General features: G+C 70.9%; 21 protein-coding genes. 12 read left to right on the forward strand and 9 right to left on the reverse strand.

Going from position 1 to position 20832, the window contains the following annotated elements; genetic code table 11:
• Positions 1-19 precede the first annotated feature (19 nt).
• Positions 20-676 carry a DUF3043 domain-containing protein gene (locus AMYTH_RS0139010; protein WP_026153367.1) on the reverse strand — a complete coding sequence of 219 codons (657 nt, stop codon included), beginning with the start codon at positions 674-676 and terminating at the stop codon, positions 20-22.
• Positions 677-848: 172 nt separating this feature from the next.
• Here AMYTH_RS0139010 and AMYTH_RS0139015 point away from each other — a divergent pair, with 172 nt between their 5' ends.
• Positions 849-1220, forward strand: a complete 372-nt coding sequence (locus tag AMYTH_RS0139015) for a HesB/IscA family protein (RefSeq protein WP_017984065.1) — start codon at positions 849-851, stop codon at positions 1218-1220.
• 65 nt (positions 1221-1285) lie between these two features.
• On the opposite strand, the gene AMYTH_RS49730 is transcribed toward AMYTH_RS0139015, so the two are convergent.
• Complete coding sequence (locus AMYTH_RS49730; protein WP_017984064.1) at positions 1286-1456, reverse strand: hypothetical protein; 171 nt, start codon at positions 1454-1456, stop codon at positions 1286-1288.
• 140 nt (positions 1457-1596) lie between these two features.
• Here AMYTH_RS49730 and AMYTH_RS0139025 point away from each other — a divergent pair, with 140 nt between their 5' ends.
• Positions 1597-2586, forward strand: a complete 990-nt coding sequence (locus AMYTH_RS0139025) for a carbohydrate kinase family protein (RefSeq protein WP_027934785.1) — start codon at positions 1597-1599, stop codon at positions 2584-2586.
• 718 nt (positions 2587-3304) lie between these two features.
• On the opposite strand, the gene asnB is transcribed toward AMYTH_RS0139025, so the two are convergent.
• Positions 3305-5239, reverse strand: coding sequence for an asparagine synthase (glutamine-hydrolyzing) (gene asnB, locus AMYTH_RS0139030; protein ID WP_027934786.1), 1935 nt, complete (start codon positions 5237-5239; stop codon positions 3305-3307).
• Between the two features lie 166 nt (positions 5240-5405).
• On the opposite strand from asnB, the gene ctaC reads away from it, so the two are divergent.
• Complete coding sequence (ctaC, locus tag AMYTH_RS0139035) at positions 5406-6347, forward strand: aa3-type cytochrome oxidase subunit II (RefSeq protein WP_027934787.1); 942 nt, start codon at positions 5406-5408, stop codon at positions 6345-6347.
• Between the two features lie 52 nt (positions 6348-6399).
• On the forward strand, positions 6400-6819 hold the full coding sequence (locus tag AMYTH_RS0139040; protein ID WP_017984060.1) for a cytochrome c oxidase subunit 4: 420 nt from the start codon (positions 6400-6402) through the stop codon (positions 6817-6819).
• Between the two features lie 89 nt (positions 6820-6908).
• Here the strand turns inward: AMYTH_RS0139040 and trpD are convergent, their stop codons facing one another.
• Genes trpD through AMYTH_RS0139055 form a run of 3 tightly spaced genes read right to left on the reverse strand, consistent with a single transcriptional unit; the run spans position 6909 to position 8865 of the window.
• Entirely contained in the window at positions 6909-7934 is a 1026-nt protein-coding gene (trpD, locus tag AMYTH_RS0139045) for an anthranilate phosphoribosyltransferase (RefSeq protein ID WP_027934788.1), read from the reverse strand.
• A gap of 47 nt (positions 7935-7981) precedes the next feature.
• A complete protein-coding gene (locus AMYTH_RS0139050; RefSeq protein ID WP_017984058.1) occupies positions 7982-8392 on the reverse strand; it encodes a response regulator in 411 nt (136 codons plus the stop codon).
• A 41-nt stretch (positions 8393-8433) separates the two neighbouring features.
• The gene (locus AMYTH_RS0139055; protein WP_027934789.1) at positions 8434-8865 is read right to left on the reverse strand and encodes a hypothetical protein; all 432 of its coding nucleotides are present in this window, start codon (positions 8863-8865) and stop codon (positions 8434-8436) included.
• A 96-nt stretch (positions 8866-8961) separates the two neighbouring features.
• Here AMYTH_RS0139055 and ctaE point away from each other — a divergent pair, with 96 nt between their 5' ends.
• Genes ctaE through qcrB form a run of 4 tightly spaced genes read left to right on the forward strand, consistent with a single transcriptional unit; the run spans position 8962 to position 13300 of the window.
• Positions 8962-9591 carry an aa3-type cytochrome oxidase subunit III gene (gene ctaE / locus AMYTH_RS0139060; protein WP_026153364.1) on the forward strand — a complete coding sequence of 210 codons (630 nt, stop codon included), beginning with the start codon at positions 8962-8964 and terminating at the stop codon, positions 9589-9591.
• A 54-nt stretch (positions 9592-9645) separates the two neighbouring features.
• On the forward strand, positions 9646-10464 hold the full coding sequence (gene qcrC / locus AMYTH_RS0139065; RefSeq protein ID WP_017984055.1) for a cytochrome bc1 complex diheme cytochrome c subunit: 819 nt from the start codon (positions 9646-9648) through the stop codon (positions 10462-10464).
• A 5-nt stretch (positions 10465-10469) separates the two neighbouring features.
• The gene (gene qcrA, locus AMYTH_RS0139070; protein ID WP_027934790.1) at positions 10470-11633 is read left to right on the forward strand and encodes a cytochrome bc1 complex Rieske iron-sulfur subunit; all 1164 of its coding nucleotides are present in this window, start codon (positions 10470-10472) and stop codon (positions 11631-11633) included.
• On the forward strand, positions 11630-13300 hold the full coding sequence (gene qcrB / locus AMYTH_RS0139075; protein WP_027934791.1) for a cytochrome bc1 complex cytochrome b subunit: 1671 nt from the start codon (positions 11630-11632) through the stop codon (positions 13298-13300). The genes qcrA and qcrB overlap by 4 nt, the downstream gene beginning before the upstream one ends.
• A 58-nt stretch (positions 13301-13358) precedes the next feature.
• On the opposite strand, the gene AMYTH_RS0139080 is transcribed toward qcrB, so the two are convergent.
• Positions 13359-13646 (reverse strand): Lrp/AsnC family transcriptional regulator, encoded by a 288-nt coding sequence (locus AMYTH_RS0139080; RefSeq protein WP_020421862.1) that lies wholly within the window; start codon positions 13644-13646, stop codon positions 13359-13361.
• A 53-nt stretch (positions 13647-13699) separates the two neighbouring features.
• Positions 13700-15421 carry a DEDD exonuclease domain-containing protein gene (locus AMYTH_RS0139085; RefSeq protein ID WP_027934792.1) on the reverse strand — a complete coding sequence of 574 codons (1722 nt, stop codon included), beginning with the start codon at positions 15419-15421 and terminating at the stop codon, positions 13700-13702.
• Between the two features lie 72 nt (positions 15422-15493).
• Between AMYTH_RS0139085 and AMYTH_RS0139090 the strand changes: the two genes are divergently transcribed.
• The 4 genes from AMYTH_RS0139090 (at position 15494) to AMYTH_RS0139105 (ending at position 20150) form a co-directional block, all read left to right on the forward strand.
• Positions 15494-16864: an NYN domain-containing protein gene (locus tag AMYTH_RS0139090; RefSeq protein WP_027934793.1), complete on the forward strand. Its 1371-nt coding sequence runs from the start codon at positions 15494-15496 to the stop codon at positions 16862-16864.
• Between the two features lie 134 nt (positions 16865-16998).
• Complete coding sequence (locus tag AMYTH_RS0139095) at positions 16999-17229, forward strand: hypothetical protein (RefSeq protein ID WP_020421859.1); 231 nt, start codon at positions 16999-17001, stop codon at positions 17227-17229.
• A 608-nt stretch (positions 17230-17837) separates the two neighbouring features.
• Complete coding sequence (locus AMYTH_RS0139100) at positions 17838-18893, forward strand: C40 family peptidase (protein WP_027934794.1); 1056 nt, start codon at positions 17838-17840, stop codon at positions 18891-18893.
• Between the two features lie 102 nt (positions 18894-18995).
• Positions 18996-20150 (forward strand): glycosyltransferase family 4 protein, encoded by a 1155-nt coding sequence (locus tag AMYTH_RS0139105; RefSeq protein ID WP_027934795.1) that lies wholly within the window; start codon positions 18996-18998, stop codon positions 20148-20150.
• A 3-nt stretch (positions 20151-20153) separates the two neighbouring features.
• Here AMYTH_RS0139105 and AMYTH_RS0139110 read toward each other — a convergent pair whose 3' ends face one another.
• On the reverse strand, positions 20154-20777 hold the full coding sequence (locus AMYTH_RS0139110; RefSeq protein WP_027934796.1) for a nucleoside/nucleotide kinase family protein: 624 nt from the start codon (positions 20775-20777) through the stop codon (positions 20154-20156).
• Positions 20778-20832: the final 55 nt, after the last annotated feature.

Below are 20832 nucleotides of genomic sequence, written 5' to 3' on the forward strand. Positions count from 1 at the left end.
CTGGAGTGCCCTCCAGTGGTCAGGAGACCGTGTCGCCGACCTTCACGCGCGGCTTGGGCATCCGGAGCTTGCGGATCTGGCTCGCCCGCACGAACGCGTACCAGCCCAGCGACCGGCCGCTGATGTTCTCCTTCGGGAACTTCGCCCTGGCCAGGCGCGCGATGCGGCGGCCGTTGAAGTAGCCCTCGACGGCCATGACCAGCAGCGCGGCCATGCACAGCAGCGTCACGTACTGCTGGATCACCGGGTACGGCACCAGCAGCACGACGAACACGAGGATCGCCAGCGGCATGAACGCGCCGAGGAAGTGGCGGCGCGAGTCGACCAGGTCGCGCACGTACGCCTTGACCGGACCCTTGTCGCGCGGCAGCAGGTAGCGGTCGTCGCCCGCGGCCATCCGCTCCTGGCGCTCCTTGGCCAGCCTGCGGCGCTCTTCCTTGTCCACCGGGTTCGACTTGCGCAGCTCGCGGTTGCGCTTCATCGCCTCCCGCATGGTCCTCGGCGGGGGCGCGACGGGGCCGCGGCGCTTGCCCTCGGCCTCCTTGCGCTTCGGCGTCGGCCTGCCCTTGCCCGGGGTGTAGCCACGGGTGTGAGATTCGACGCTTTCGGCCACCTCGGCCGCCTCGATCTCGGGGCTGTCTGCGGTGGTCGTGCTGTTACGACGGAGAAACCTCACCCAACCAGCTTATTCCAGACAGCGGCGTGCGTGTTCAACCCCCTCGCCGATGTGTAACCATGGGATCAGCGCCAAGGCGGGAACCAGCCCGGGAACAGAACGGGTGGCACCGGTGTTCCAGTAGGGAGGAGCACCCCCCACCCGGTGCACGGCAAGACCCCGAGGGAGAGCTATGACTGCCGCTGAGCAGACCAGCACGCAGGCCGAGGCCGAGGCCACCCACGGCGTCACGTTGAGCGACGCCGCGGCGAGCAAGGCGAAGGCCCTGCTCGAGCAGGAAGGCCGCGACGACATGCACCTGCGCATCGCGGTCCAGCCCGGTGGTTGCGCGGGCCTGCGCTACCAGCTGTTCTTCGACGAGCGCACGCTCGACGGCGACCTGTTCCGCGACTTCGACGGCCTGCGCGTGGCGGTCGACCGCATGAGCGCGCCGTACGTCGAGGGTGCGGTGATCGACTTCGTCGACTCGATCGAGAAGCAGGGTTTCACCATCGAGAACCCGAACGCCACGGGCTCCTGCGCCTGCGGCGACTCGTTCCACTGAGCCAGCTACACGCGAAAGGGCGCCGGTCGAGGTTCGACCGGCGCCCTTTTCGCATGTCCGCGTAACTAATAGTCCTCCAGCCCGACTACCTGTGCGTGGCAGGCGTCGTCGACCGCCCAGCCCCGCGGCGCAGGCGGGCGGGGCGCCGAGGCGTGTGCCGCGCGCAGTTCGGCGGGGATGTCGGCGCAGTCGTCGATCAGCTCGGCGATGGTCTCCGGTTCCGTCACGGTGCTCACGCAGGCGACGCTAGGACGACCGGCGCGAGCCGGACAGGTCTACCAGCTAGTAGTGTCGGTCAGCGGGTCAGATTTAGCTCCGACGGGGTATTTCCCGCCGGTAACTTCAGTTCGAGCCAGCCAGAGGGAGCAGAGCACCGGTGGCCATCAACGCCCGCATAGCCGTTTCCGGCAGCATCGCAACCGACCATCTCATGCACTTTCCCGGCCGGTTCGCCGAGCAGCTGGTCGCGGACCAGCTGCACCGCATCTCGCTGAGTTTCCTGGCCGACGACCTGGTGGTCCGCCGCGGCGGGATCGGCGCCAACATCGCGTTCGGCCTCGGGGTGCTCGGCGCGAAGCCGGTGCTGGTCGGCGCGGCGGGCGCGGACTTCGCCGACTACCGGTCCTGGCTGGAGCGCCACGGCGTGGACGCGTCGGGCGTGCTGATCTCGGAGCTGGCCCACACCGCCCGGTTCGTGTGCACCACGGACGACGACCTCAACCAGATCGCCACCTTCTACGCCGGCGCGATGGCCGAGGCCCGCAACATCGAGCTCGGCCCGATCGCGGACCGCGTCGGCGGGATCGGGCTGATGCTGATCGGCCCGGACGACCCGGACGGCATGCTCCGGCACGCGGACGAGTGCCGCCAGCGCGGGATCGACTTCGCGGTGGACCCGTCGCAGCAGCTGGCCCGCATGAGCGGCGAGCAGGCACGCCGGTTCGTAGCCGGGGCGAAGTACCTGTTCACCAACGACTACGAGTGGGAGCTGCTGCTCCAGAAGACGGCCTGGTCCGAGGCCGACGTGCTGGACCACGTCGGCATCCGCATCACCACCCTCGGCGAGAAGGGTGTGGAGATCGTGGGCAAGGACGGGCTGGCCCTCGAGGTCGGCGCGGTGCCCGAGCTGGCGAAGGCCGACCCGACCGGCGTCGGCGACGGCTTCCGGGCGGGCTTCCTGGCCGGCCTGAACGCGGACCTGAGCCTGGAGCGCTCGGCCCAGCTGGGGTCGATGATCGCCGTGCTGGTGCTGGAGACCGTCGGCACGCAGGAGTGGACCCTCGACCGGGAGTCCGCGCTGTCCCGCATCGGAGCCGCGTTCGGCCCCGACGCCGCGGCGGAGATCGCCCCCGCACTGCCTGCCTGACCGGGCCCGCGGGCCTGGTCGGCCGAACGGCCACCCACCGCGGACCGCACCAGCCGGCGGTTCGATGGCGCAGGCCGCCCAGCACGAACTCGATCGCTGCCCGGCAGGCCCACCCGCCTGCCGTGGGCGCCCCCGGTGTGGGGTGACGTGGCAGGGTTTGGCGCCGGGCTGTCTGGCAGCGCAGCCTGGGTTGCCGTGGGTGCCCCCCGGTGTGGGGTGACGTGGCAGGGTTTGGCGCCGGGCTGTCTGGCAGCGCAGGCCGGGTTGCCGTGGGTGCCCCCCGGTGTGGGGTGACGTGGCAGGGGCTGGCGCCGGGCTGTCTGGCAGCGCGGCCTGGGTTGCCGTGGGTCCCCCCGGCGCGCGGTGACGCGGCACGGTTTGGCGCCGCGCTGTCTGGCAGCGCAGGCCGGGTTGCCGTGGGCGCCCTGCGGTGTGGGGTGACGTGGCAGGGTCTGGCGCCGCGCTGTCCGGCAGCACAGCCTGCGTTGCCGTAGGTGCAACCCGGCGCGGGGCGACGCGGCACGGTCTGGCGCCGCGCTGTCCGTCTGACTCGCAATGGCCGCAAGCGGCGCCAAGCAGCACAACTCGCCGGCCGCCGCCCGCCACCCGCCCGGCGGCCGGGTGGCGCAGCACGATCAAGCCTCCGCGCTGCTTGCCCGGCCAGCCAACAAAAAACGGGCCGCGGCCCTCCGGCCGCGGCCCGTCCGACGTTCGCGCCTCAGATGCGCACCGGGTAGACCGGCTCCGGGATCTCCGGCTTGATGCGGTGCTCGATGAAGATTCCGTGCCAGATCATGAACACCAGCAGCGCCCAGATCCGCCTGCTGTGGTCCAGCGTGCCCGCCTTGTGCTCGTCCAGCAGGCGCTGCACGGCCTGCTTGTCCAGCAGCTCGCCGGTCTGCGAATCGGCGATGATGCCGCGCGCCCAGTCGTACATCTCGTCCCGCAGCCACAGCCGGATCGGCACCGGGAAGCCCAGCTTGCGCCGGTTGAGCACGTGCGCGGGCACGATGCCCTCCAGCGCGCGGCGCAGCGCGTACTTCGTGGTCTCCTTGGTGATCTTCTGGTCCAGCGGGATGCCGGCCGCGACCTTGAACACCTCCGCGTCCAGGAACGGCACCCGCAGCTCCAGCGAGTTCGCCATGGTCATCTTGTCGGCCTTGACCAGGATGTCGCCGCGCAGCCAGGTGAACAGGTCCACGTGCTGCATCCGCGCGACCGGGTCCCAGTTCGCCGACGTGCGGTAGTGCTCCGCGGTGACGTCCTTGTGCCCGACGCCCTCCTGGAAGGTCTTCAGCACCCCGCGCAGCTGGTCGTCGCGGAAGATGCGGGCGTTGCCGTAGTAGCGCTCCTCCAGCGGCAGCGCGCCGCGGCGCAGCAGGTCCTTGCCGCGCGTGCCTTCCGGGATCCGCTCCGACACCTTGCCGATGACCTTGCGCAGGCTGCCCGGCACCTTCTCGAACGGCGCGAGCGACAGCGGCTCGTTGTAGATCGTGTAGCCGCCGAACAGCTCGTCCGAGCCCTCGCCGGACAGCACTGCCTTGACGTGCTTGCGCGCCTCCCGCGCGATGAACCACAACGGCACCAGCGCCGGGTCGGCCACCGGGTCGTCGAGGTACCAGACGATGAGCGGCAGCGCCTCCATCATCTCGTCGGCCGACACCGTCCGGATGACGTGCTTCACGCCGATCGCCGCCGCGGACTCGGCCGCCACGTCGACCTCGGAGTAGCCCTCGCGCTCGAACCCGGTGGTGAACGCGATCAGGTTCGGGTTGTGCTCCTTGGCCAGCGCCGCGATCGCGGTCGAGTCGATGCCGCCGGACAGGAACGTGCCGACGGTGATGTCCGGGTCGGCGATCATGTGCTTGCCGACCGAGTCGCGCATCACGTCGCGGATCCGCTCGTGCAGGATCTTCGCTTCGGCCTCGCCGCGAACCGGCTTCGCGGCGAACTCGGGGAAGAAGTAGCGCTCGATCTTCGGGGCGCCGCCGGGGGAGACGGTGAACGAGGTGCCGGACTCGATGCGGCGGATGCGCGTGTGCAGCGTCTCCGGCTCCGGCACGTACTGCAGCGTCAGGTAGTGCTGCAGCGCGGTCCGGTCCAGTTGCTTGGTGATCCCCAGCACGCCGGAGAGCTCCAGCAGCGACTTCTTCTCGCTGGAGAACGCCGTGCCGCCCGGCCCGTGCGTGTAGAACAGCGGCTTGATGCCGAACGGATCACGTGCGCCGAAGATCACCTTCTCCTCGGCGTCCCAGATCAGGAACGCGAACATCCCGCGCAGCTTCGACACCGCGGCGCGGCCCCAGTGGTGGTAGGCCGCGACGATCGCCTCGCCGTCGCCCTCTGTGGCGAACTTCGCACCGTGCTCTGCCGTGAGCTGTTCCCGCAGCTCACGGTAGTTGTAGATCTCGCCGTTGAAGTTCAGCGTGTACCGGTTCGGCGACTCCGGCGGACCCCAGGTCAGCGGCTGGTGAGCGTGCTCGACGTCGATGAACGCGAGCCGGTTGAAGCCGTAGACGACCTCGCCGTCGGTCCAGGTGTCGCGCTCGTCGGGACCGCGATGACGCTGGCAGCGCATGGCTTCGCCGACCGCGTCACGCGCGTTGACCGCGTCGTTCTCAGTGGCACACACCAGTCCAAGCAGGCCGCACACGGATATTCACACCTCGAGGTCGTGGCCGGATGTCGAGCGCCCAGTATGCCCGCAGCCCCCGCCACGAACGGTCACCCCTTGGGCTGCGGATCGCGGTAGCTCGGCTAGGCTCCCGCTGGTAAGCCAGAAATCGTCAAGGAGGCCTGGGTTGAAAGGGCGCTGCGCAGTGGGCAGGGATGAGCGCACTCCGGCATCACGTTCGGCGAAAGTGGGTAAGGTCGCCGCGCTGGCCGGGCTCGTCGCGCTCCTGGCGACCGGGTGCTCCGGTGACGAGGTGCTGCGGTTCGGGTGGCCCGTCGGCGTGACCAAGGAGTCCGAGGACATGCGCGTCCTCTGGACCTGGTCCGTGATCGCCGCGCTCGTCGTCGGTGTGATCGTGTGGGGCCTGATCTTCTGGTCGGTCGCGTTCCACCGGAAGAAGAAGACCGACGGCCCCGGCGACCTGCCGCGGCAGTTCCAGTACAACGTGCCGCTCGAGCTGTTCTGCGTCGTGCTGCCGCTCGTGATGGTCTGCGTGCTGTTCTTCTTCACCGCGACCACCGAGAGCAAGGTGCTGGCCGAGGAGCCGGACCCGGACGTCACGGTCGACGTGATCGCCTTCCAGTGGAACTGGGAGTTCGACTACCCGAGCGCGCCGAAGGACGCCAACGGCCAGGTCATCAAGACCGTCGGCAGCTCGAGCGAGATCCCGATCCTGGTCCTGCCCGTCGGCAAGCGCATCCAGTACAACCTGCGCTCCGCGGACGTCATCCACTCGTTCTGGGTGCCGGAGTTCCACTTCAAGCGGGACGTGTTCCCGGACCCGGAGAAGAACAACCAGGACCCGTCGTTCCAGAACACGATCGACCGGACCGGTGCGTTCGTCGGCCGCTGCGCCGAGCTGTGCGGCACCTACCACTCGGGCATGAACTTCGAGGTCCGGGCGCTGCCCGCCGACCAGTTCGACCGGTACATCCAGCTGCGCACCCAGATCAACCCGGCCACCGGGCAGCCGAACACCACCGCCGAGGCGCTGGCCGCGCTGAACTGCGGCGAGCTGTGCGCGCCGCAGGCGACCACGACGAAGCCGTTCAACACCGACCGCACGCTGCGGACGCAGTCCGGCTGAGCCGGTTGGTTCCCGTGGGTGTTGGAAGCATGAGCACAGTGAGGACAGCGTCATGAAGGTCGAAGCCCGGATTTTCGACTTGGTCACCGCTTTCGCGTTCTTCATCGCGATCGTGTACGGCGTGTGGACCGGCCTGGCCAGTGGCTACGGCGTCGAGCCGGTCGGCCTGGTCGCCCTGATCCTGACCGGCGGACTGTCCCTCCTGGCGGGCAGCTACATGCGGTTCGTCGGCCGCCGGATCGAACCGCGCCCCGAGGACCGCGACGACGCCGAGATCAGCGACGGCGCCGGTGAGATGGGCTTCTTCAGCCCGGGCAGCTACTGGCCGATCGGGCTGGCCGCCTCGGCCGCGTTCGTCGGTCTCGGCCTCGCGTTCTTCCACATCTGGATGCTGGTCGTCGGCGGCATCCTGATCCTGCTCACGGTCGGCGGCCTGGTGTTCGAGTACCACACCGGCCCCAACCACGAGTGATCTGATCCGCGAAAAGGGCCCGCCCGGTGATTTCCTACCGGGCGGGCCCTTTCGTTGTGGAGCGCGGGGATTCATCCCGGCCCCTCAGCTCAGCGGAAAGCCGCCCAGCGGGCCAGCAGATCCGCCGCAGCGCCGGAATCCACGGCCTCCGCGGCCCGCGTCAGCCCCGCCGCGAGATCGTCCGTCAGCGACGAGCTGAACCCGGCGTGCGCGGCCAGCGCTCCGGCCGCGTTCAGCAGCACCGCGTCCCGCACCGGACCCGGCTTGCCGGCCACCAGTTCACGCACCACCTCGGCGTTGGCTGCCGGGTCGCCACCCCGCAGGTCTTCCGCCCTGGCGCGTGCGATGCCCAGCTCGGCCGGATCCAGCGACTCGGCCCGCACCGAACCGCCGGACACGACCCACACGGAGCTGGTCGTGGTCGTAGTGAGCTCGTCGAGGCCGTCGTCCCCGCGGACCACCAGCGTCGAGGTGCCCCGGCCTGCGAAGACCCGCGCCAGCACCTCCGTCTTGTCCGGGAACGCGCACCCGATCAGCCCGGCCGTCGGCTGCGCCGGGTTCGTCAGCGGCCCCAGCAGGTTGAACGCGGTCGGCACCCCCAGCTCACGGCGCGGGGCGCCGGCGTGGCGGAACCCGGGGTGGAACACCGGCGCGAAGCAGAACCCGATGCCCAGCTCGTCGACGCACCGCTGCACGCCCTCCGGCGGCAGGTCGATCGCCACGCCGAGGGCCTCCAGCACGTCCGCTGTCCCGGCCTTCGACGACGCCGCCCGGTTGCCGTGCTTCACCACCGGCACGCCGGCGGCCGCGGTGACCAGCGAGGCCATCGTCGAGATGTTCACCGACCCGGACCGGTCGCCACCGGTGCCGACGATGTCGACCGCGTCCCGCGCGATCCGCACCCGGCGCGCGTGCGACAGCATCGCGTCCGCGAGGCCGGTGATCTCGTCCGGCGTCTCGCCCTTGGCGCGCAGCGCGACCAGGAAACCGCCGACCTGGGCCGGCGTGGCCTCCCCGGACATCACCTGGTCCATCGCCCACGCGGTGTCCTCCGCGGAGAGGTCGGCGCCGGCGATCAGCTGGTTGAGCAGCGTGGGCCAAGTCTGCGTGCCCATGGTCACCTTTCACGGCCGGCGAACCGGCCTCATTCGGTCGCGGCGCCTCAGCCCCGGACGACCGGGACCCGGCGGGCCCGCAGCACGTCCGCGACCGTCTCCGCCGCGGTCAGCGGGTCGAGCGGATGGACCAGGACGGCGTCGGCCTGCGACCAGGTCGCCAGCCAGCGGTCGTCCTTGCGCCGCACGGCGATCACGATGGGCGGGCAGTCGTCGATCTCGTTCTTCAACTGCCTGCACAGCCCGATGCCGCCGGTCGGCTGGGCCTCGCCGTCCAGGATCGCCAGATCGACCGCGCCCTCGTCCATCTCGGCCAGCACGTCGGCCACTCCCGCGGCCTCGACGTAGTCGACCCGGCCCAGGTCGGTGGCGGGCCTGCGGCCGACCGCCGTGATGATCGACTCCCGGACTTCGGGACGGTGGCTGAACACCAGGATCCGCGTGGACTGTTCGGACAAGTCGACCCTCCGGCTTCGTCGCTGTACTGGTCGTGTCGATGCTAGCCGTCCCGGCCGGTTCCACCCAGGCCCATCGGCTGTAGCGCGTCCCAGCCGAGCCAGTCGCCGTCCAGCCGCTGCGCCAGCCCGGCCATCCGGGCCCGTTCCTGGGCGCAGTGCAGCGCGTCGAGCTTCTGCACGCGCAGCGCGTGGACCCGGACGGGTCCTTCGCCGCCGGTCCCGGGGCGCAGCTCCCACCCGTCCTGGGCGAGCACCGACGCGGCCTCGGTGACCCGATCCGGTGGCAGAACGAGGTGGTGGCGCAGAATCGCCGGTTCGTCCGGCCGCCAGAGGTGTGATCTGCCCAGCACAGCCGAGTCGGCCTCGGCGACGTCGAAGGCCTCGGCCACGACGACGACACCCTCGGTGTCCACGGTGAGGTCCGGCCCGCCACGCTTTCGCAGCAGGTCACGAACCCGATCGATGAATCCCACGCTCTGATCCTCACCCTCCGCGTTCGTCGCTGTGACCAACACCCCCGGCGCGGCGTGCCGGACCCGACCAAGCAGGTCGCTTCGCAGGGAGACATAATGCGACCCGTGACAACGGCAGCTCCCACCATCAGCCAGCGGGTGCACTCGCTGAACCGGCCGAACATGGTCAGCGTCGGCACGATCGTGTGGCTCTCCAGCGAGCTCATGTTCTTCGCCGGGCTGTTCGCGATGTTCTTCACGGTCAAGGCGCAGAACAGCACGGGGGTCTGGCCGCCGATCAACCCGGCGACCGACGAGCCCATCCACCTCGACATCCCGTACGCGCTGCCCTTCACCATCATCCTGGTGGCGTCGTCGTTCACCTGCCAGCTCGGCGTGTTCGCCGCCGAGCGCGGTGACGTCTACGGGCTGCGCCGCTGGTACGTCATCACCCTGATCATGGGCGCGATCTTCGTCGCCGGTCAGGCTGGTGAGTACGTCACGCTCGTCGAAGAGGGCGTGACCATCCCGTCCGGTGCCTTCGGCACGGTGTTCTTCCTGGCGACCGGTTTCCACGGTCTGCACGTGATCGGTGGTCTCGTCGCCTTCGTCTTCTTGCTCATCCGCACCAAGCTGAGCAAGTTCACCCCCGCGCAGGCGACCTCGGCGATCGTCGTGTCCTACTACTGGCACTTCGTCGACATCGTGTGGATCGGCCTGTTCGCGGTCATCTACATCATCCCGTGACCGCGCCAGCCACCCCATGGACCGGCCTGAACTGACAGCAAGGGTTGCCGAAGAATGACCACCAGCAAGAACACCTCCAGGCGCCGCTTCGGCGCCCGCACCAAGCTGCGCCGCCGCATCGCCGGTGCGCTCGCGCTCGGTGTGGCGCTGGTCGGCGCCGGCCTGGGCTACGCCCTCCTGGTGCCGCAGCCGCAGACCGCGCAGGCGCAGGACGACCCGGCGCAGCTGCGCCTCGGCCAGCAGGTCTACAACAACAGCTGCATCAGCTGCCACGGCGCGAACCTGCAGGGCGTCGAGGACCGCGGCCCGAGCCTGATCGGCGTCGGTGACGCGGCGGTGTACTTCCAGACCTCGTCCGGCCGCATGCCGGCGGTCCGCCAGGAGGCGCAGGCCGAGCGCAAGCCGGCCAAGCTGACCCCCGAGGAGATCGACGCGGTCGGCGCCTACATCCAGGCCAACGGCGGCGGCCCGGAGCGGCCCGCCGAGTCCGGCGAGGCGCTGCGCGGTGACAACCCGGCGCGCGGTGGCGAGCTGTTCCGCCTCAACTGCGCGTCGTGCCACAACTTCACCGGCCAGGGCGGCGCCCTGTCCGCGGGCAAGTTCGCGCCGGAGCTCGGCCCGGCCAGCGAAGAGCAGATCTACACGGCGATGCTGAGCGGTCCGCAGAACATGCCGAAGTTCTCCGACCGGCAGCTCACCCCCGAGGAGAAGCGGGACATCGTCGCCTACGTCAAGTCCGTGTCCGACGGGAACAACAACCCCGGCGGCAACGGCCTTGGCGGTCTTGGGCCGGCCTCGGAGGCGCTCGTCGCGTGGATCGTCGGCATCGGCGCCATCGTCGGCGTGACTTTGTGGATTGGATCGAGGGCATGACTAGCATGGAAGAGCACCCGGGCGCCGGGCGCGAGCCGGGGGTTCCCCAGCCTTCCGAGGCCGAACTGGCCGAGATGGACCGCGACCAGCTGGTCAAGCTGGGCACCAAGCTCGACGGCGTCGAACTGGTCGACTACCCGGACCCGTGGCCGGTCAAGGGCACCCGCGCGGAGAAGCGCGCGGAGCGGGTCGTGGCGCTGTGGTTCACCATCGCGGCGCTCGCCGGTCTCGGCTTCCTGGTGACCATCTGCTGGCCGGAGTGGTGGGAGTACAAGGCCCCGGACACCGGCCAGTACGAGCGGTACGCGCTCTACACGCCCGTCCTGGGCTTCACGCTCGGCCTGTCGATCCTCGCGCTGGGCATCGGCGTGCTGCTCTACACGAAGCGGTTCATCCCGAACGAGCTCGCGGTGCAGGAGCGCCACGACGGCGACGGCAAGGGCTCGGCCGAGATCGACCGCAAGACGATCGTCGCGCAGCTGGCCGACGCCGGTAACCGCAGCACGATCGGCCGCCGCTCGCTGGTCAAGCGCACCGCGGGCCTCGGCGCCGGCGTGATGGGCCTCGGCCTGGTCGCGCTGCCGGTCGCGTCGTTCATCAAGAACCCGTGGAAGGACCCCGAGTCCAAGGACAACCTGGCCCACACCGCGTGGAAGCCGGAGTACCCGGGCGAGGTCGTCTACCTGCGCCGCTACACCGGCAAGGCAGGCGAGGTCGTCCTGCTGCGCCCCGAGGACCTGGACGCGGGCGCGATGGAGACGGTCTACCCGTTCCGCGAGAGCGAGCGCGGCGACCACGAGAAGCTCGCCGCGGTCTTCATGCGCTCGGACGCCCCGGTCATGCTGATCCGCCTGCGTCCCGAGGACGCCCAGCGGGTCGTCAAGCGCGAGGGCCAGGAGGACTTCAACTTCGGCGACTACTACGCCTACACGAAGATCTGCAGCCACGTCGGCTGCCCGACTTCGCTGTACGAGCAGCGGACCAACCGGATCCTGTGCCCGTGCCACCAGTCGCAGTTCGACGCCCTGCACTACGCCAAGCCCGTCTTCGGCCCGGCGACCCGCGCGCTTGCGCAGTTGCCCATCACGGTCAACGATGAGGGTTACTTCGTGGCGCGGGGAGACTTCATCGAGCCGGTCGGCCCCGCCTATTGGGAGCGCAAGTCATGAGTTCACTCACCACGCCGACACGGGGCTCCAGCATGCTGGAGCGGCACGCCGCCGAGGCCGCGAACAACATGGACCAGCGGTACCGCCTGGCCAAGGGCCTGCGGCACCAGATGAACAAGGTCTTCCCGACCCACTGGTCGTTCCTGCTCGGTGAGATCGCGCTCTACAGCTTCATCGTCGTGATCATCACGGGTGTCTACCTGACCCTGTTCTTCGATCCGTCGATGGCCGAGGTCGTCTACAACGGGCCGTTCAAGAACCTGCAGGGCGTCGAGATGTCCCGCGCGTTCCAGACGACCCTGGAGATCTCGTTCGAGGTCCGCGGCGGTCTGTTCGTCCGCCAGCTGCACCACTGGGCCGCGCTGGTGTTCGTCGCGGCGATGATGGTGCACATGTTCCGGGTCTTCTTCACCGGAGCGTTCCGCAGGCCGCGCGAGGCCAACTGGGTCATCGGCGCCCTGCTGCTGATCCTGGGCATGTTCGAGGGCTTCTTCGGCTACTCGCTGCCGGACGACCTGCTGTCGGGCACCGGTATCCGCGCCACCCTGTCGGGCATCGTGCTCTCGGTGCCGATCATGGGCACCTGGCTGCACTGGGCGCTGTTCGGCGGGGAGTTCCCCGGCGACGAGATCGTGCCGCGCATGTACACGCTGCACATCCTGCTGCTGCCGGGCATCATGCTCGCGCTGGTCGGTGTGCACCTGGCGCTGGTCTGGTACCAGAAGCACACCCAGTTCCCCGGCGTGCGGCGCAAGGAGACCAACGTCGTCGGCGTGCGGATCATGCCGGTGTTCGCCGCGAAGGCCGGCGCGTTCTTCGTCATCGTCACCGGCATCCTGTCGATCATGGCGGGCATCTTCCAGATCAACCCGATCTGGAACCTGGGCCCGTACAACCCGGGGCAGGTGTCGGCGGGCTCGCAGCCGGACTGGTACCTCGCCTGGGCCGACGGCATGCTGCGGATCTTCCCCGCGTGGGAGCTGTACCTGGGCAACTACACGGTGCCGGCGGTGTTCTTCGCGGGTGCGGTCTGGATGCCGATCCTGTTCGCGCTGCTGATCGGCTACCCGTTCATCGAACGGAAGCTGTCCGGCGACACCGCGCACCACAACCTGCTGCAGCGCCCGCGTGACGCACCGGTCCGCACCTCGATCGGCATGATGGCGCTGGCGTTCTTCATGGTGATCGAGCTGTCCGGGTTCAACGACATCATCGCGGACAAGTTCAACATCTCCCTGAACGCGACGACCTGGGCAGGCCGCATCGGCATCCTGGTGCTGCCGCCGCTGGCGTACTTCATCACCTACCGGATCTGCCTCGGCCTGCAGCGGTCCGACCGGGAGGTGCTGGAGCACGGCATCGAGACCGGCATCATCAAGCGCCTGCCGCACGGTGAGTTCATCGAGATCCACCAGCCGCTGGGCGGGGTGGACGACCACGGCCACGCCATCCCGCTGGAGTACCAGGGTGCGGCGGTGCCGAAGAAGATGAACAAGCTCGGCGCGGCCGGGCGTGCGGTGCCGGGCACCCTGCTGGCGCCGGACCCGGTGGAGGAGACGTCGGCGCTCGACCGCGCCCGCGGCGACGGGCACGGCAACGGCCACGTCCCCGGCGAGCTGCCCGAGAAGGGTGAGGTCCCCTCCGGCTGGAAGACACCGGACCACTAGTTCACGGTCACGAGAAGGGCCCCCGGAGCGATCCGGGGGCCCTTCTTCGTTGGTGGGCTCAGTCGGCGTCCTCGACGCCGATCGCGAACGCGGACTCGGTGTCGGCCGTGGAGTAGGACCGGAACGCGATGTGCGTGTCGGTGTCGATCACGCCCGGCACCTTGCCGATCTTGGCCGGGATGAGGTCGGCGAGCTCCTCGTGGGCGTGCACCCGCACGATCGCGATCAGGTCGACGTCCCCGGCGCACGAGTACACCTCCGCCACGCCGTCGATGTCGGCGATCGCCTGCGCGGTCTCCGGGATGCTGTCCGCCACGGCATGGATCAGCACGATCGCGGTGATCACTCGCGTCCTCCTCGCGTAATTGGGTAGCGCGGCGATCGTAGCTCCCCGCGTCCCTACCCGGCCTGCTCGAGCGACACGGCGGTGGCGACCTGTTCCAGCCAGCCGCGCCACGGCCCGGCGCCGTGCGCGGGCTCCGACCAGGGCACAGCCGTGCGCACGAGGCGGACGCCGGGCCGGGTGAGCCAGCGCAGCAGGATCGACGTCTCCTCCGGAGGCGCCCCGTACAGCGGCCCCGGGCCGGGCTCGACCGTCTCCGCCGACGCCACGAGCTGCTCGACCACCGGCATCGGCGGCACGCCGCGGCGGGCCACTCCGGCGGAGGCCAGCCTGCCGTGCCGGATCACCGCGAACTCCCACCCGCGGTTGCCGTCCGGGGCCGCGGCGACCAGTTCCGGGATCGCGGCCAGCGCGGACAGCCGATGGGCCCGGTCGACCGCGCGCACCAGCACGGCGAGCTCGTCCCGCCGCCGCGCGGCCTGCTCGAAGTGCTCGGCCCCGGCCAGGTCGTCGAGCTGCCGGCGCGCGGACTCCAGCGGCCGGGTGCCGCGCCCGGCGACCAGGTCGACGATCGCGTGCACGCCGGGGGAGTACTCCTCCACGCTCTGGCGGCCGGCGCACGGCGCCCCGCACCGGCCGAGCTCGGCGAGCGCGCACGGCCGGCCGGACGGCGCGTGCGCGGAGATCCGCTGGGTGCACGTGCGCAGACCGACGGCGCCGGCCAGCGCGTCCGCCGCGATCTTGGCCGTCGCCTGCGAGGAGAACGGCCCGAGCGCACCGTCCTTGGGCAGCCGCACCACGGACAGGCGCGGGAAGGCCTCGTCGGTGAGCACGATCCACCACGACTTGCGCGGGTTCTTGGAGCGCCGGTTGTAGGAGGGCCGGTGCGCTGCGATCAGCCGCAGCTCCCGGACCTGGGCCTCGAGCGCATGGCTGCACTCGATGCCGTCGACCCGCTCGGCGAGGGCCACCATCTCGCGGATCCGGCCGCGGCTCTCCGAACCGGTGAAGTACTGGCGCACCCGGCGGCGCAGGTTGCTCGCCGTCCCGACATACAGGACCTCGTCGCCCGGCCCACGGAACAGGTAGACGCCCGGGCGCTCCGGCAGGTGGGCCGCCATCCCGCGCTTGCGCCGCTGGGCCGGCGTCACCTCGGGCAGGTAGTCGAGAAGTTCCTCCAGGGACTGCACCCCGACGTTGCCGACCCGCTCCAGCAGCGCGTGCAGCACGTGCACCGTGGCGCGGGCGTCGTCCAGCGCCCGGTGGTTCGGCGTGACCGGCGAACCGAACAGGGCGGCCAGCGCGGAGAGCCGGAAGCTGGGGCTGTCCTGCCTGGTCAGCACGCGGCGCGCGAGCCGGACCGTGCACACCACCGCGGGCTTCGGCCACGGGTACCCGTGGTGCAGGCACGCCGCGCGCATGAAAGACGTGTCGAACGGCGCGTTGTGCGCGACCAGCACCGCGCCGCTGGCGAACTCCAGGAACGCGGGCAGCACGCGGTCGATCTTCGGCGCGTCGTGCAGCATCGCCGAAGTGATGCCGGTCAGCGCCACGATCTGCGGCGGGACGGGCATCCCGGGGTCGACAAGGGTGGCGAACTCACCCAGCACCTCGCCGCCGCGGACCTTGACCGCGCCGATCTCGGTGATGCCGTCCGGGCCCGGCTTGGTCCCGGTCGTCTCCAGGTCGAACACGACGAACGTGGTGTCCCGAAGCGGCGTGCCGAGTTCGTCGAAGGTCAGTTGCGCGCCGTCCGCGAGTTGCATGATCGGCACCATAAGGAGGGGGACCGACAATCCCGGATCACGGCACGAACGGTGATCGTTACCGAAGCGGACTACCCTGAACGGATGTTTCCCTCAGTGCACGCCGAAGAGCCCGAAGACCCCGGTCTCCGGGCGCCCGCGGCGAGCGCGCGCCCGGAGCCGGACGCCAAGTCCGTGAACTGGCGCGATCTGCCGGAGCCGGTGCGCGGCCGGCTCGCCGAGCTGGCCGCCGAGGCACTGGGGAAGATCCCGCGCATCGACATCCCGCAGCAGCTGCGGCCGGTCGCGAAGTTCGCCCCGGCGAAGCGCGCGAAGCTGGGCGGTGCGGCGCTCCTCACAACCCTGGAGGACTCGACCGCGTTCCGCACCGCCGTCCTGGAGTGGGTGCGCGAGTACCGGCCCGACGCGCTCGACCCGAATGATCCGGACCCGGTGGCCGCCGCGGTGGCGGCCGTCCTGCTCGGCGAGGCCAGCGCGGCCACCCGCGTGCGGCTGGTGGTCAAGAACGCGGCGGAGACGGCGCTGCGGGCCGAGCGCGACGCCGCGGTGGCGCGCAGCCAGCGGCTGGAGGCGGAGCTGGCACGGGTGCGCGAGGAGCTGGCGGAGGCGCGGGAGGCGATCGAGGGCGCCCGCGTGGAGCGCGAGGAGGAGCTGGCGAAGCTGCGCAACCGCCTGCGCGAGCAGGGCACGCAGCTGCGGCAGGCCAAGGACGCCGCCGAGGAGGCGCGTGAGCTGCTGGCGCAGGCCGATGTGCGGCGGGAGCAGGAGGTGGCCGCGGTGACCGCTCAGCTGGAGCGTGAGCGGCAGCGCGCGGCTTCCGAGCGGGCGCGGGCCGAACGGGCGGCGGCGGACGCGGAGATCGCGCGCCAGTCCGCGAAGGAGGCCCGCGAGGCCGACGAGGTGCGCCTGTCACTGCTCGTGGACACCCTGCAGGGCGCGGTGTCGGGGTTGCGGCGGGAGCTGTCGCTGGACACCAGCGCGCGGCGCCCGGCGGACACCGTGCTGGGCGCTTCGTCGGGAACCGGGGCCGGGCGGCAGGTGCGGGACCCGGCGGTGCTGGACCGGCTGCTCGCGTTGCCGAGCGTCCACCTGATCGTCGACGGCTACAACGTCACCAAGACCGGCTATCCGGAGCTCACGCTGGCCGACCAGCGGAACCGGCTGGTGCAGCAGCTCGGGGCGCTGGCGGCGCGGACGGGCGCGGAGATCACGGTCGTGTTCGACGGCGCCGAGGTGATGTCGGTGCCGACCGTGAGCGCCCGCGGGGTGCGCGTGTTGTTCTCCGACCCCGGCGTGATCGCGGACGACGTGATCCGGTCGCTGGTCGCGGCCGAGCCGCAGGGACGCCCGCTGGTGGTGGCCTCGACCGACCGCGGGGTGGCCGACTCGGTGCGGCGATCGGGGGCGCACCCGGTGGCTTCGGCGGTGCTTCTGGCGCGTCTCGGACGGGTCTAGAGATTTTTTTGGCCGGTGTTTCCGCAGGTCAGCGGTTTTCTCGTGCACCGTTGGTCCATTCGTTCGATACGCCAGCCCGAAATTGTCGGTGGTCACTCGTACCGTGCATCCCAGTAGCAACGAGGAGGCACACCATGAACGACAACACCGTGATCATCGAGTGCAACCGGTGCACGCTGAGGGGCCGCGCCTGCGGCGACTGCGTGCTGAGCGCCGTGGTCGACGCCCCGCCGGTCGTCGAACTCGACTTCGAGGAACTGGCCGCGGTCGAGTTGCTCGCCGACGCCGGCCTGGTGCCGCCGCCACGGACGATCTCCCGGGGGCGGCGCCCGCACGTGCGGCTGCCCGAGCGCCGCGCCGGCTGAGGCAACGGTCGCTTGCGAACGGGGGCGTCTGGCGTGGACGGGAAAGGCGATCAGAAGCGACCCCGGTTGCGGCCTTGTCCCGGGCCTGTCTCCAGGCGCGAAGCGCATGTCCGGTTGGCTCGGTGCGGCGGTGTCGCCCGCCGGTGAGAGCGGCCGCCGGGCCTGGCGCGACCCCGACACGCCGAAGGCGGCAAACGGTCACTTCGTGCGGCAAACGGTCAGTAGTCGTGATCCTGCTGACTGTTGTCTTGGTCACACCCACAGGGGAACTGCTGGTCCGAACGGGAAGAGAGGTGATTACGCAAAGTTTTTACCTGGTGCCTGGTGGACGCGACGGCGGTCGTTTCGTAACCTGGCCGAGATCTCGCGCCCGGCAGCCGTCGCGCCCGCGGCGGCGACGCGAGATTGTCGCCGTAGCAGCTTGTCGGGGAGCTGTGCCGGACCCACGCATGGACCCAGATGCGCTACCCCCTGCGTCTGGACATGCCGGGTTACCGTCGTAGACCGGTTACGGGTGCTTGTGTCCGCCCGCACCGGTGCGCGTGGAGGGTCCCCCGACCTCCTGCGACGGCCGGCGGCGACATGAGTGCAAAGGAGACACGCGCGGCGTGCAGTCGCAACCCATCAAGCGCGTGGTCGCAGGAGCCCTCGCCGCCGCCGCGGTACTCGCGGTCGGTGGTTTCCCCACGGCTCCGGCCGGCGCGGTCCCCCTCCCCGCCCCACAGCAGCCCACCACGTCGTCGGACGCCCTGGCGCAGTACCGGCAGCTCGCCGCACAGGCCGAGCAGCTGAACGAGGAGGCCATGCAGGCGCAGGCCGACCTCGACGCCAAGCAGGCCGACCTGGACCGGGCCAACGCCGACCTGGCGGCCGCCAACGCGGCCGGTCAGCAGGCGCTCATCGCGAAGAACCAGTACCAGGGCGTGGTCGACCAGTTCGCCGACGCCTCGTTCGTCGGCGGCGTGCAGTTCAACAAGTTGTCCGCCTTGCTGAACGGCACCTCGGCACAGGACTTCCTGGAGCGCTCCTCCGCTCTGGAAGTGCTCGCCGACGAGAAGAACAAGGCGCTCGCCGACTACAACGCGGCGATCCAGGCGGCTGCCAACGCCCAGGCCGCGGCAGCCGACGCCCAGACGCGCTCGCAGGTCGCCAAGGACGCGGCCGCGACGCTGCTGAACGACCTGCACGCCCGGCAGGCCGCGCTGCAGACGCAGCTCGACCAGCTGGACCAGGTGCGCCAGCGGCTCACCGCGTCCGAGCGGGCCGCGCAGAAGGACACGGGCGGCCTCGCGCCGAACGTGCCCGCCCCGACGGCGGCCGCCCAGGAGGCGATCGACGTCGCGTTGAGCAAGCTCGGCAGCCCGTACGGCTGGGGCGACACCGGCCCCAGCTCGTTCGACTGCTCGGGCCTGACGCTGTACGCCTACAAGGCGGCGGGCATCACGCTGCCGCGCACGAGCCAGCAGCAGGCCACGGCCGGCGTCGCGGTCTCGCGCGCCCAGCTGCAGCCCGGCGACCTGGTGTTCTTCGGTTCGCCGATCCACCACGTGGGCATCTACCTCGGCGACGGCAAGATGGTGCACGCCCCCGAGACCGGGGACGTCGTCAAGATCTCGCCGCTGCAGAACAACTACGTCTCGGCCCGGCGCGTCGCGCTGAGCTGAGTTCGGCACCCGACAGGGGCGGCACCGGTCACGGCCGGCGCCGCCCCTGTCTCGTTCCCGGGGCTGCCGCACCCGCAATGCCTCCCTAGTAGTCTCCAGCCCGTGCTTCGGACCCTGCTGGTGACCAACGACTTCCCGCCGCGGCCCGGGGGGATCCAGAACTACCTGAACTCCTTCGCGCGCCTGCTGCCGCCGGACCAGCTCGTCGTCTACGCACCGTCCTGGGACAAGCCCTCCGGGTCGCACCCCGAGTTCGACGCCGCCGCACCATTCGAGGTGGTCCGGCACCCCACCTCGCTGATGCTGCCCACCCCGGACGTGCTCCGCCGCGCCAAGGACATCCTGCGCGCGCACGACTGCCAGGCCGTCTGGTTCGGCGCCGCGGCCCCGCTGGCCCTGCTCGCCCAGCCGCTGCGGGCCGCGGGCGCGGACTGGGTCGTCGCGAGCACCCACGGGCACGAGGTCGGCTGGTCGATGCTGCCGCTGGCCCGCCAGGCGCTGCGCCGCATCGGCGACACCACCGACGTGATCACCTACGTCAGCAAGTACACCCGCGGCCGGTTCGCGTCGGCGTTCGGCCCGTCTGCGGGGCTGGAGCTGCTGCCGCCGGGCGTCGACCCGGACGTGTTCAAACCGGACGACGCCGCCCGCGACGAGATCCGCGCCCGGCACGGCCTCGGCGACCGGCCGACCGTCGTCTGCGTGTCCCGGCTCGTGCCGCGCAAGGGCCAGGACATGCTCATCCACGCCCTTCCCGAGCTGCGCCGCCGCGTCCCGGGCGTCGCACTCCTGCTCGTCGGCGGTGGTCCGTACCGGAAGTCCCTGGAACGGCTCGCCGAGGCGCAGGGCGTCGCCGGCGACGTCGTCTTCACCGGCTCGGTGCCGTGGCCCGAACTGCCCGCGCACTACGCGGCAGGCGACGTCTTCGCCATGCCCGCCCGCACCCGCGGCAAGGGGCTGGACGTGGAAGGCCTCGGCATCGTCTACCTGGAGGCTTCGGCGACGGGCCTGCCGGTCGTCGCGGGCAACTCGGGCGGCGCCCCGGAGACCGTCCTCGACGAGGTGACCGGTCACGTCGTCGACGGCCGCGACGTCCACCAGCTGGTCGAGACCCTCACCCCGCTGCTCGACGACCCGTCGCGTGCCCGCAAGATGGGCGCCGCGGGCCGGGCCTGGGTGACCGAGCAGTGGCGGTGGGACCTGCTGGGCGCCCGGTTGCGCGCGTTCCTCAGCGGCGAGCCTGCCGTCGCGCCCTGACCGTCACACGGCCCCCTCCAGCACCGCCGGGTGCCGCGGGTCGTCGGCGCGCACCACCACGTCGGCGATCTCCGCGGGTCGCACCTCCTCCTCGTACCGCTCGAACGCGGGCAGCGCCCACTGCTCGTCTTGCGGCAGGCGGCGCCGCAACGCTCCCGCGGACAGCTGCAGGTGCACGGTCAGCTCGAACGGCAGGCCACGTCCGAGGAGCATCTCGCCGTCCACGACCAGCACGCCCGGCGCGGGCAGCGACACCCGCGCGGACCGCGTGGCGCGGTCGCGAGCCACGTCCCACAGCGCGGGCAGCACCTCGCCGCTTCCGTTGCGCCCCAACGGGTCCAGCACTTCGCGGCGCAACGCGCCCTCGTCCAGCCAGGACCAGTAGCGGGAGTCCGGGTTCTCCCTGCCGTACTCGAACCGCAGCGACGCCGGCCGCAGGAAATCCACAGTGGACACCCGCTGCACCGCGCGGCCGCCCACCCGCAGCGGGTCGACCAGCGCGTCGGCGAGTGCCGCGGTGCTCGCCGGGCCGTCCACGGCGATCCGCACCCACGGCGCGTCCAGCACGAGGACCCGCTCGGCCAGTTCCCCGGCGAGGCGTTCGAAGGTGATGGGCCGATACCGCACGATCTCCCATCGTGCCCCATGACGGGCCCGGAACTGTCGGTGCCTCCTGCCATCA

The organism is Amycolatopsis thermoflava N1165 (genome assembly GCF_000473265.1).
GTDB lineage: Bacteria > Actinomycetota > Actinomycetes > Mycobacteriales > Pseudonocardiaceae > Amycolatopsis_E > Amycolatopsis_E thermoflava.

Bases quoted from the DNA above. Each gene is read 5' to 3' on its own strand.
- AMYTH_RS0139015 (WP_017984065.1), top strand. From the start codon at position 849: ATGACTGCCGCTGAGCAGACCAGCACGCAGGCCGAGGCCGAGGCCACC.
- AMYTH_RS0139040 (WP_017984060.1), top strand. From the start codon at position 6,400: ATGAAGGTCGAAGCCCGGATTTTCGACTTGGTCACCGCTTTCGCGTTC.
- trpD (WP_027934788.1), bottom strand. From the start codon at position 7,934: ATGGGCACGCAGACTTGGCCCACGCTGCTCAACCAGCTGATCGCCGGC.
- ctaE (WP_026153364.1), top strand. From the start codon at position 8,962: ATGCGACCCGTGACAACGGCAGCTCCCACCATCAGCCAGCGGGTGCAC.
- qcrC (WP_017984055.1), top strand. From the start codon at position 9,646: ATGACCACCAGCAAGAACACCTCCAGGCGCCGCTTCGGCGCCCGCACC.
- qcrA (WP_027934790.1), top strand. From the start codon at position 10,470: ATGGAAGAGCACCCGGGCGCCGGGCGCGAGCCGGGGGTTCCCCAGCCT.
- qcrB (WP_027934791.1), top strand. From the start codon at position 11,630: ATGAGTTCACTCACCACGCCGACACGGGGCTCCAGCATGCTGGAGCGG.
- AMYTH_RS0139085 (WP_027934792.1), bottom strand. From the start codon at position 15,421: ATGGTGCCGATCATGCAACTCGCGGACGGCGCGCAACTGACCTTCGAC.
- AMYTH_RS0139090 (WP_027934793.1), top strand. From the start codon at position 15,494: ATGTTTCCCTCAGTGCACGCCGAAGAGCCCGAAGACCCCGGTCTCCGG.
- AMYTH_RS0139095 (WP_020421859.1), top strand. From the start codon at position 16,999: ATGAACGACAACACCGTGATCATCGAGTGCAACCGGTGCACGCTGAGG.